This is a genomic window from Aphanothece microscopica RSMan92 (assembly GCF_046613545.2).
Taxonomy (GTDB): Bacteria; Cyanobacteriota; Cyanobacteriia; order PCC-6307; family Cyanobiaceae; genus NIES-981.
Window position 1 is genome coordinate 1 of record NZ_JBKKKY020000174.1, and the last position, 1,476, is coordinate 1,476.

Sequence of the window (1,476 nt, forward strand, 5' to 3'; positions counted from 1 at the left end):
TGCTGGGTGCCGCTGCGGTGAACGCCCAGATGGTGGTGGAGATCGGCCGGATCTACGGCGTCAGCCTGAGCCGGGAGAGTGCCCAGGACCTGGCCCTCTCCCTGGGTCGCACCCTGGCCGGCCTGGGCTTGATCAAGGGCGGCATGAATCTGCTCTCGGCGGCGCTGAGCGTCTCCGTCCCGGCCCTGCTGCTGAGCCGCGCCATCCAGGCGGTCAGTGCCGCCTGGCTGACGCGGGTGGCCGGGCAGAGCTTCATCACCTACTTCGAGCGCGACCAGGACTGGGGAGACGGCGGCATCCAGGAGGTGGTGCAGCGCCACTACGACCTCGGACGGAGGGATGGGGCGCTGCGGCAGTTCCTCGACGCGGCGCTCAGCCGGGTGGTGGAACCGTTGCGGCAACGGGAGCGCCAGCTGCCGCCGCGCCCGGAGCGCTAGCGGAGGCCGCGTCCCTCTGCACGGATGGGGTGACAGCAGCAGCCGGGGCGACTGCGCTCAGCCCCAGGGCCTCGGGCGGTGGCGGCTGCAGGGGGCCGCGGTTGTCGAGCACCACCATCAGCGCCAGGTACAGCATGCCGATCAGGATCGAGACGGCCCCGGTGAAGATCGCCACCAGACGACCGCGGCGGTTCGGTTGCGGGGTCATGGCCAGGGCGCACCTGCCTGGCACCGTACCGATTCGGCCACCACGCCGCTGATGCGGCGCAGATGCTCGGAGCGGGTGTGGGGGTTCCCCAGCACGGCCTTGAGGTGGTAGCGCCCGCCATGCAGCGGTCGCGACAGCATCAACTGCTGGTCCAGCAGGGCCTGCCGGGTGCGCTGGCTCCAGTCCTCGGCGGCCGCGCCACTCCCTTCCCGCAGGGTGAAGGCCAGCAGATGGAGCTGTCCCCCCAGCAGCGTCAGCTCGGGGATGGCGGCGAGCAGAGCCTGGAGTTCCCGTCGGCGCTGGATGGCCCCGTCCAGCACGGCCTCGATCCCCTCGTGACCCAGCTGCCGGAGCCCGAGCCAGAGCTTGAGGATCTCGGCGGGACGGGTGCCCTGCAGCCCCTGCTCGCCGCCATGGGCGCCGCCCCAGCTCGGTTCCATGTAGGGAAGGCCCGTGCCGAAGGCGAGCTCAAGGGCCTGGGGCCGCGCCAGCAGCAGCAGCGAGGAGGTCTTGGTGATCCCCAGCAGTTTCTGGGGATTGACCGTCACCGAATCGGCCTCCTCCAGACCGGCCACCCGGTGCCGGTGCCTCGGGCTCAGGGCGAAGACCGCGCCGATCGCCCCGTCCACGTGCAGCCAGTGGCCGTAGCGGCGGCAGAGCGCCGCGATCGGTTTTAGCGGATCCACCGCCCCCCGCACCGTCGTGCCGGCGGTCGCCACCACGGCGATCACGGGTACGCCCCCCGCCGCCAGCCGCTCCAGCTGAACCTGGAGCCGGCCCGGATCGAGACCGCCCTCGGGCCCGGTGGGCACCCGCACCAGGGCCTGGGGC

Annotated in this window: 3 protein-coding genes; 1 reads left to right on the plus strand and 2 read right to left on the minus strand. The window is 72.3% G+C overall.

Annotation, left to right across the window (positions count from 1 at the left end; translation table 11 throughout):
• Positions 1–437 (plus strand): YcjF family protein (locus tag ACLD7X_RS16720; RefSeq protein WP_411424817.1); only part of this gene is annotated, 437 nt, incomplete at its 5' end.
• Here ACLD7X_RS16720 and ACLD7X_RS16725 read toward each other — a convergent pair.
• Positions 373–645, minus strand: a complete 273-nt coding sequence (locus ACLD7X_RS16725) for a hypothetical protein (protein ID WP_412006676.1) — start codon at positions 643–645, stop codon at positions 373–375. The genes ACLD7X_RS16720 and ACLD7X_RS16725 overlap by 65 nt on opposite strands.
• Positions 642–1,476, minus strand: an 835-nt coding sequence (locus tag ACLD7X_RS16730; RefSeq protein ID WP_411424819.1) for a pyridoxal phosphate-dependent decarboxylase family protein, incomplete at its 5' end; no start/stop codon positions are given. The genes ACLD7X_RS16730 and ACLD7X_RS16725, both read right to left, overlap by 4 nt.